We start from the raw sequence: 9,080 nt of genomic DNA, 5'->3' as shown, positions 1-9,080 counted from the left end.
AAATCACTTCCCAAGATGCCCACCGTCTCTCCGATGCGTCTCCGCCGTCTCCAGCGTCCCAACAACCGCCTCAGCAGCGCCGGTGAAGGGGTATTTACGGATTAGGTCTGGGACCTGCAACCCCCATTTTGAAAAAACTTCACAATTCTCGGCAGAAACTTACTCATATCAATGAAAACAACAGGTTAGCTTCATAATTCCCGTCGCTATCTTGCTCACGTATAGCTTAATACCAGGGATTGGATAGCCTTTCAGCGGAATCGTACCCAATGCTTGGTATGCACCTAAGAGCCGAGCTATAGAAAACGCCACCCGAGTCTCCTCGGGTGGCGCAAATCACGGCAATGGTCGCGGGGTTAGTTCAGATCAAAGCGATCCGCATTCATCACCTTGTTCCAGGCCGAGACAAAGTCACAAACGAACTTGCCCCCGGCATCGGCCTGTGCGTAAACCTCGGCCAAGGCGCGCAGTTGCGAGTTTGACCCAAAGACCAGATCGACACGGGTACCGGTCCACTTGACCTTGCCGCTGGCGCGGTCACAGCCCTCATAGACACCTTTGCCCGACGGTTTCCATTCGGTGCCCATGTCCAGAATGTTGGTGAAGAAGTCGTTGCTCAGTGTTCCAATGCGATCCGTGAACACACCATGCTTGCTGTCACCAAAGTTGGCACCCAGCACACGCAGACCACCGACAAGCGCAGTCATCTCGGGTGCGGACAGGTTCAGCAACTGCGCGCGGTCGACAAGCAGCTCCTCGGGCGAGACGGTATAGTCAGCCTTCTGGTAATTGCGGAAGCCGTCGGCGACGGGCTCCATTACCGCGAAACTGTCGATATCTGTCTGCTCTTGGGTTGCGTCGGAACGGCCCGGAGTGAACGGCACCTCGACATCCTGACCGCCGGCCTTTGCTGCCTGCTCGATACCAACAGCACCGGCCAGAACAATCACATCGGCCAGCGACACTTTCTTGCTGCCGGACTGCGCGTCGTTGAACGATTTCTGAACGCCTTCCAGCGCCTCCAGCGCCTTGGACAGCTTCATCGGCTCGTTGACGTCCCAGTCTTTCTGCGGCGCAAGGCGGATACGGGCCCCATTGGCACCACCGCGCTTGTCCGACCCACGGAAAGTCGAGGCCGAGGCCCATGCGGTCGAGACCAACTCGGATACCGACAGGCCTGAAGCGGCGATCTTGGCTTTCAGGTCGGCCACATCCGCATCGTCGACCAGATCGTGATCCACGGCTGGGACGTTGTCCTGCCAGATCAGCTCTTCGGTCGGGGCTTCGGGTCCGATATAGGCCGCGCGCGGCCCCATATCGCGGTGGGTCAGCTTAAACCAAGCGCGGGCAAACGCGTCTGCAAATTCTTCGGGGTTCTCGTGGAAGCGTTTCGAGATCGGGCCATAGATTGGGTCCATGCGCATCGCCATGTCGGCGGTGGTCATCATGGTTTTGACCTTCTTCGACGGATCATGCGCCGCCGGAGCCATGTCCTCTTCCTTGACGCCGATCGGTTCCCAGATATACGCGCCCGAGGGGCTTTTGGTCAGGTTCCACTCGTATCCGAACAGCAGGTCAAAATAGCCGTTATCCCATTTGATCGGGTTCGCGGTCCAGGCGCCCTCGATACCGCTGGTCATAGTGTCGTCACCCTTGCCCGAGCCGAACTTGTTTATCCAGCCAAAGCCCATTTCCTCGATCGGTGCGGCCTCAGGGTCCGGACCAACCAGATCGGGGTCGCCCGCGCCGTGTGCCTTACCAAAGGTGTGGCCACCGGCGACCAGAGCGACGGTTTCCTCGTCATTCATCGCCATCCGACCAAAGGTGTCTCGGATGTCGCGACCGGAGGCCAGAACGTTCGGCTCTCCGTCCGGGCCTTCCGGGTTCACATAGATCAGGCCCATCTGCACAGCAGCCAGTGGGTTTTCCAGATCGCGTTCGCCTGAATAACGGCTGTGCGGGTTATCGGTCGGAGCCAACCATTCGGTTTCCGAACCCCAATAGATGTCTTCCTCGGGGGCCCAGATATCTTCGCGGCCACCGGCGAAGCCGAAGGTCTTGCCGCCCATCGACTCAATGGCGCAGTTGCCAGCCAGGATCATCAGGTCGGCCCAGGAAATCTGGTTACCGTATTTCTGCTTGATCGGCCACAACAGACGGCGCGCTTTATCGAGGTTGCCGTTATCCGGCCAGCTGTTCAGCGGCGCGAACCGCTGGTTCCCGGTTGAGGCGCCGCCTCGACCATCTGCCGTCCGGTAGGTCCCGGCGCTGTGCCAGGCCATGCGGATGAACAGACCACCGTAGTGACCATAGTCGGCAGGCCACCAGTCCTGTGAATCTGTCATCAGCGCATAGAGGTCTTCCTTGAGCGCCTTCATGTCCAGCTTCTTGAATTCTTCGGCATAGTCGAAATCCACACCCAACGGATTTGACGCAGGCGTTTTCTGATGCAGGATCGACAGGTTCAGCTGATTTGGCCACCAGTCCCGGTTGGACCGGGTTCCCGCACCGTGCATTACCGGGCAACCGCCCGTTTTGGGGTTATCACTTCCGTCCATATCGATCTCCAATCCTGGCTAATTTCCGGCAGGTTCGCGCGGTTAAAACTTGGTCGATCAAGAACACATGTAGATGCCGTTGCTTCACACCCCAATAGCGCGCCGAAATCTGCGCGCTTTTTCTTATGTGATGTTTGCGACACTTTGGTCTTGTCACCGTCAGAAGTAGCAAATTCAAACCATGCAAAAAAGTTTTGTTTAATGATGATTGTGATAGGGTTTGGTTATGAAACTTTAATACGCGGCGCCGTGCACAACAGGGTCTGCCAAAAGACCGCGCAGTGACCTTGGGTCACTTACGGAGGCAGCGATTGTTTTTCTCGAAACACGGTCACACTCTGACGCGAGAAATAGTGCAGCGGTCCGCCAGGAAGATGCCTGCACCTGAAATCAGGATGATCCGCGCATTCATCTGTCCGGCCAGAGTGGAGGGGAATCGAATTGGAGTTCGACTACGTCATTGTTGGAGGCGGTTCCGCGGGTTCAGTCCTTGCCAACCGCCTGAGCGAGGATCCCGCCAAACGTGTCTGCCTGCTTGAGGCCGGAGGCCGCGGTGACAATATCCTGGTCAGACTGCCTTCGGCTGTCGTAGCTGCTCTGCCCGGTCGCCCCAAAATCAACAACTGGGCTTTTCAGACGGTTCCGCAACCGGGGTTGAATGGGCGCCGGGGTTATCAGCCTCGTGGCAAGACCCTGGGTGGGTCCAGCGCGATCAATGCGATGCTTTATATACGCGGCCAGCGTCAGGATTATGACGGCTGGGTTGATCTGGGTTGTGACGGATGGGGCTGGGACAGCGTCCTGCCCTATTTCAAACGATCCGAGAATAATGAGGACGGTGCCGATGATCTGCATGGTGACAACGGCCCATTGCACGTATCCCGCCAGAAGGAACCGCGCCCGATCACCCATGCCTTTGTCAAGGCGGCAGAGCAGATGCAGCACCGCCGTACGCAGGACTTTAATCGCGGTGACAACGAAGGGGTTGGCCTCTATCAGGTCACACAGTTTCACGACCCGGCCAAAAACGGCGAGCGCTGCTCGACCGCTGCTGCCTTTATCCTTCCGGTGATAAGCCGCCCAAACCTGACGGTCATTACCCACGCGCACGCCAAAGAAGTAACCTTTGAAGGTAAGCGCGCAACCGGCGTAATTTACTGCAAAAAGGCGAAAGGTCCGGACATCACTGTCAAAGCCAGGCAAGAGGTGCTGATCAGCGCCGGCGCACTGAAGTCCCCGCAACTGCTTCAGCTGTCAGGAATCGGGGCAGCGGAAGACCTGTCAAAACACGGAATTTCCGTGCGTCATGATCTGCCCGGCGTCGGCAAGAACCTGCAAGACCATCTGGATTTTGTTCTCTCGTACAAAACCAAAGACACCGACAATTTCGGTATCAGCCCTGTTGCCGGGGCGCGGTTGTCTCACCACCTATGGCGATGGCGCAAAACCGGGGTTTCGATGGCCGCCACGCCGTTTGCAGAAGGCGCAGCGTTCCTGAAGACTTCCCCTGATCTGGACCGACCGGATATTCAGCTGCATTTTACCGTCGCACTGGTCGACGACCACGCCCGTAAATTGCATTATGGCCACGGTTTTACCTGCCATGTCTGTAAGTTGCGCCCTGAAAGCCGGGGCACGGTTGGCCTGAACAGCGCAGACCCCTTTGCTGCGCCTATCATCGACCCGGCCTTTTTGTCAGACAGCCGCGATCTGGACACCTTGATCAAGGGCGCGCGCTTAACACGGGACATTGTTCAGGCCCCGGCGCTTGAACGGTTCCGGCACAAAGAGATGTTCGGAACTGAAACGGCCCAGACCGATGCCGATTGGGAACACCACATCCGTGCCCGCGCCGACACGATTTACCACCCGGTGGGCACCTGCAAAATGGGTGTGGATGAAATGGCGGTGGTTGACCCTCAGTTGCGTGTGCGCGGCATTGACGGTCTGCGCGTGGTGGACGCTTCGATCATGCCGACATTGGTATCCGGCAACACCAATGCGCCGACCATCATGATCGCGGAAAAAGCCGCCGACATGATCAAAGCGGCTTGAGGAACGCTCAGGCGTCCTTCATCAGTGCCTGCAGACCGACGCGATAATCCGGATACAGCAGGTTCACGCCCAGCTCATCCTTGATCCGATTATTTCTGACCCGCTTGTTCTCGTTATAGAAACTGCGGGCCATCGGGGTCAGATCCGCCTTGTCAAACGGAACCGCCGGGGGCAGGGGCAGGCCCTGCAATTCGGCGGCATAGGCGATCACGTCCTGCGGTGGCACGGGTTCATCGTCACAGACATTGTATATGGCCCCCGGATTGGGCGCCGCCATCGAAGCCTCCAGAACCTGCGCAATATCCGTCACATGAATGCGCGAGAACACCTGCCCCGGCTTGATGATACGCCGCATGCCCGCACGTTTGAGTTTGGAAAACGGGCCGCGACCAGGGCCGTAGATACCGGCCAGACGAAAGATGTGCACCGGGAGGCCCGGGATGCTCTGCCATTGCTGTTCCGCTTTCACCCGCCAACGGCCACGCTCGGCGGTTGGCGCGGGCGGGGTGGTTTCGTCGACCCAATCCCCCTGATGGTCGCCGTAAACGGCGGTCGTGGACAGGTAACCGACCCATTTAAACTGCGCTGCCCGTTCGGCGATGTCGTCCCACAACTCTTCCAGTACGGGGTCGCCATCAACCTTGGGGGCCGTCGAAACCAGCATATGGCTCACACCATCCAGATTCGGTTTTTGCCCCGGCCAGACCAACGGATCAGCCCCCGAAGCCCGAATGTTGGCAGATTGGGCGGGATCACGTGTGGTGCCGCAAATTCGCCAGCCCTGTGGCCCCAGCAACCGCGACAATGCCTGCGCCGAATATCCGTGACCAAACGAAAAAAGAGTGCCTGTCATACCGCCTTTGATGATCCCCAATCCGGGCGAATGCAAGCACTTGAGTTGCAATACTTGATTCGAATCCCCTAATGCGCCTTTCTTTTGGGTATGAGTAAAAAAACGCCCAACCTGCAAGCTGCTTACGCCTTGGACTCACCCGAAGACCACAAACGGCTTTATGCCGAATGGGCCGGGGATTATGACGATACCTTCGCCGCGCGCGAGGATTATCAGCTGCACATCCAAACGGCCCGCGCTTTTGTTGGCGCTGGTGGACAAGGTCCAGTTCTGGATGTCGGCGCAGGCACTGGACTATGCGGTGCCATCTTGGCCGGGTTGGGCGTCGGTCCGATAGATGCCACCGACATCAGTGGCGAAATGCTAGATCAGGCCATGCGCAAGGATATCTATCGCGACGCGATCGTGGCCGACCTGAACCAGGGTATTCCAGTTCCGCGCGAATGTTATTCCGGTATTGTCTCGTCTGGCACTTTCACACATGGCCATCTTGGCCCCGAAGCCCTGACCGCGTTGCTGCGCGTGGCCCGACCGGGTGCGCAATTCGCCTTGTCGATCAATGCGCGGCATTACGAGAAACTCGGGTTTGCGGAAGCGCTGCACAGGTTGGCTCAGCATGAGATTCGGAACCTGTCCCTGCCCGAGGTACGAATCTATGGTGATCTCGCAGCAGGTCCGAACAAGGACGACACCGCGCTGATCGCCCTGTTCGAACGGGTCTGACTTTAGCGAACGGGCGCGCCTGGCGTATCCTGCCCCGGATACGCCACGGTTACTTTTACGTATACATCTGCTTTTTAAAGGCCCGCGTCCGCGTCGTCGCCTCGGCAGAGCCGTCGTGGTAGGTTCCGAACCACTTGTCGAACGGAATCTCCGAAGTGCCATAGTTGCACTCAAAATACCGGTGATGCAGCTGGTGAAAGAAATCCCCGGCGCGCGCGGCGTCTGTGTTTGCAGCCTTGAGTTTTTCAAACCCGGAATGAGACAGCACCGGACTGATCTGTTGAAAATAGGTGTGGAACAGCACATGCAACGGGTGCGACGGAACGATCAGGTGGATAAAGTAGGTGGTGAAATACAAGATGTTCTCAAACCAGTGATTTGAAATGCCAGACCAGGGTCCCGTATTGACGTTGCGGTGATGCACCGCATGCACATGCTTGTACAGCTTGGGGTGATGCTCCAGCCGGTGCACCCAGTAAAAGTGCAAGCCTGACCACATAGGAATGAACATCATCCAGACAATGAACCAGACCGGTGCGCTGGCCCATGTCACTGAGGGCACAAAGCCGTTGGCCATCGCCCAGTAGATGATCCATTGATAGACGGTCGCCACGGTCATGGCGCTGGCCAGCGTCCACCAAATATTGTCCCAGACCTGACTGCGAAAGGTGAAGGTGCCGTTGTTGCGAGTCAGATCACGACGGTCGAATTTTTTATACATGCCCTGCCCTTTGCGCATGTACAGCCACCAATGCAGTCCACCGGCTACAAGGATTTGTGGCACCATATTCAGCAGCCAGATGCGGAACATCCAGCCTGGTGCGAAGGATTTCATAGTCTCTAAAGCAGGGAAAAACACCGCATATGAGGTAATCGCCAACGCTAGGCACAAAGTTAACGCGGTGATCTGCAACCACGCACCGCTATACCATTTCAACACGGCGGAAGGTTTTGGAGGCCAGTTGAACAGCGGGTTCAGGCCTACTTGCCCCTCAGGGCGATAGTTCCAGCGGGCGGCTTCGGGGTCATACGAAGTATCGGTCATGGCTGGGGCTCACTATGTGGCGTAGTCGGAGTTTTCAGCATCAAGGATCGCCTTGATCTCGCGCAGATGCGCCTCGGCCTGGTCGGGGTAGTCATCCAGCTCTTGCGCGGTCTTCTCGGCAATCTCATCAGACAGCACGCGCAATGGCTGACCGGTTTGCAGCGCACGGATGTAAGTTTCAGCGGCGCGTTCGAAATAATAGAGTCTATTAAAGGCATCTGCGGGGTCACTTCCGATTACCAGAACCCCATGATTGCCCATGATCATGACCTTCTTTCCCGGGTCCGACAGCATCCCGGCACAACGTTCGCCTTCGTTTTCAAAGGCGAGACCGCCATAACCCTTATCCACAACGTATCGGTTGAAAAAAGTGGCCGTATTCTGGTCGATCGGCGGCAATGTGCTGTCGGCAAGCGAGGCCAGAACGGTGGCAAAAATCGAATGCACATGCATAATGCAGCGCGCATGCGGGCAGTGACGATGGATCGAACCATGCAAGCCCCAGGCTGTCGGATCGGGTGCGCCGGGCTGGGTCATGATCTCAGGGTCATTGGCATCCAGGAACAGCAAGTTCGACGCCTTAATGCGAGCGAAATGCACCTGATTTGGGTTCATCAGGAATTGCGTTCCGTCCTCATTCACCGCTAGGCTGAAGTGATTTGCCACACCCTCATGCATGTTCAGCCGCTCTGTCCAGCGGAAGGTGGCGGCCAAATCTACGCGTTCCGGCCAATGATCAATATTCGGTCGCAGGTTGGTAACAGTCATTTCGGGCTCCGCTGCGGGTTTCTGAGGTTTCAAAAAAAGCGTGCCTGCCACGTCCGAGTTTGACCAACGAAAAAAACGCAACTATTCCATTAGTTGAGCTAATGGCAGGATTATGCTAATGCAGAAATCTCTTCCCCCACTGGGCTGGCTGCGCACATTCGAGGCCGCAGCGCGTCATTTGTCGTTCACCGGCGCAGCCCGGGATCTGAACATGACCCAAAGCGCGGTCAGCCAACAGATCAAATCGCTGGAAGGATATCTGGGCCAACCTCTGTTCCTGCGCCGCCCCCGAGCCTTGGAACTGACCGAGGCCGGCATCACCTATCTGCCGGTGGTACGCGAGGCCTTTCGAACCCTAGTGCGTGGCACGCAGGCCGTAACCGGGGCGCAGCAAAACGCCGTGCAGGTGCAAAGCAACATTACCTTTGCTGTCAACTGGCTGGCTCCGCGCCTGCCACAATTCCGAGCGGAACATCCCGAGGTGCAGTTGAACATCTTCACAGAACTGTGGGAACCGCGGGAAATGGCCGAAGGGTCTGCCGTCGAAATCCGATATTCGCTTCGCCCGTCGGATACAGTGCGCACCGAGCTTCTGCGGACGGATCACTATTACCCGGTCTGCTCCCCGCAATATAAGGTGACGCTGGACACGCTGCAGCAGCAACCCTTGTTTGATTGCTCGAACTTGCTGTCGAATTGGGCGAACTGGGCAGAAGATCAGTCTCTAATATGGGGTAACCCGCCGATCACATACTCGACAACCTATCTGGTCAGCCTATCGGTTGCGATGGCCGGAGGCGGGTTGTGCCTGACCCATGACACGATTGCGCGAGGGTTGATCGAGCAGGGACGTCTGGTTGCCCCATTCGCTCATCGGGCGGCGATGCCCGAGGCCTATTATCTGCTGTTGTCCCCTCAGGCCGAGGAAACGCCAGGGGCCGTGGCCTTTGCGGATTGGCTCCGACGCGAGATGGAGGCGGACAGGTTGGCCTGATGGGGTGCTCCCGTCTATCGTCAATGCCCCATTTGGGCATCTCCTCTGGTTGGGCCGGGCAGCGCTGACGCGCTGCGTGATGGT

The 9,080-nt window shown here is 57.5% G+C and carries 7 protein-coding genes; 3 read left to right on the top strand and 4 right to left on the bottom strand.

Annotated elements, in window-relative coordinates:
• Positions 1 to 356: 356 nt before the first annotated feature.
• A complete protein-coding gene (gene katG / locus ACR0IY_RS21765) occupies positions 357 to 2,558 on the bottom strand; it encodes a catalase/peroxidase HPI (RefSeq protein WP_480677105.1) in 2,202 nt (733 codons plus the stop codon).
• A 441-nt stretch (positions 2,559 to 2,999) separates the two neighbouring features.
• Between katG and ACR0IY_RS21760 the strand changes: the two genes are divergently transcribed.
• Positions 3,000 to 4,613: a GMC family oxidoreductase gene (locus ACR0IY_RS21760; RefSeq protein ID WP_480677103.1), complete on the top strand. Its 1,614-nt coding sequence runs from the start codon at positions 3,000 to 3,002 to the stop codon at positions 4,611 to 4,613.
• A gap of 7 nt (positions 4,614 to 4,620) precedes the next feature.
• On the opposite strand, the gene ACR0IY_RS21755 is transcribed toward ACR0IY_RS21760, so the two are convergent.
• On the bottom strand, positions 4,621 to 5,466 hold the full coding sequence (locus ACR0IY_RS21755; protein WP_480677101.1) for an SDR family oxidoreductase: 846 nt from the start codon (positions 5,464 to 5,466) through the stop codon (positions 4,621 to 4,623).
• Between the two features lie 90 nt (positions 5,467 to 5,556).
• Between ACR0IY_RS21755 and ACR0IY_RS21750 the strand changes: the two genes are divergently transcribed.
• Positions 5,557 to 6,189: a class I SAM-dependent DNA methyltransferase gene (locus ACR0IY_RS21750; protein WP_480677099.1), complete on the top strand. Its 633-nt coding sequence runs from the start codon at positions 5,557 to 5,559 to the stop codon at positions 6,187 to 6,189.
• A 55-nt stretch (positions 6,190 to 6,244) separates the two neighbouring features.
• On the opposite strand, the gene ACR0IY_RS21745 is transcribed toward ACR0IY_RS21750, so the two are convergent.
• A complete protein-coding gene (locus tag ACR0IY_RS21745) occupies positions 6,245 to 7,234 on the bottom strand; it encodes a sterol desaturase family protein (protein WP_480677097.1) in 990 nt (329 codons plus the stop codon).
• 12 nt (positions 7,235 to 7,246) lie between these two features.
• Positions 7,247 to 8,002 carry a class II aldolase and adducin N-terminal domain-containing protein gene (locus tag ACR0IY_RS21740; protein ID WP_480677095.1) on the bottom strand — a complete coding sequence of 252 codons (756 nt, stop codon included), beginning with the start codon at positions 8,000 to 8,002 and terminating at the stop codon, positions 7,247 to 7,249.
• Positions 8,003 to 8,120: 118 nt separating this feature from the next.
• On the opposite strand from ACR0IY_RS21740, the gene ACR0IY_RS21735 reads away from it, so the two are divergent.
• Positions 8,121 to 8,996: a LysR family transcriptional regulator gene (locus ACR0IY_RS21735; protein WP_480677093.1), complete on the top strand. Its 876-nt coding sequence runs from the start codon at positions 8,121 to 8,123 to the stop codon at positions 8,994 to 8,996.
• Positions 8,997 to 9,080: the final 84 nt, after the last annotated feature.

It is taken from the genome of Ruegeria sp. BC1, assembly GCF_056539305.1.
The sequence above is the reverse complement of the archived record's forward strand: the minus strand, read 5'-3'. Positions and strand labels throughout refer to the sequence as shown.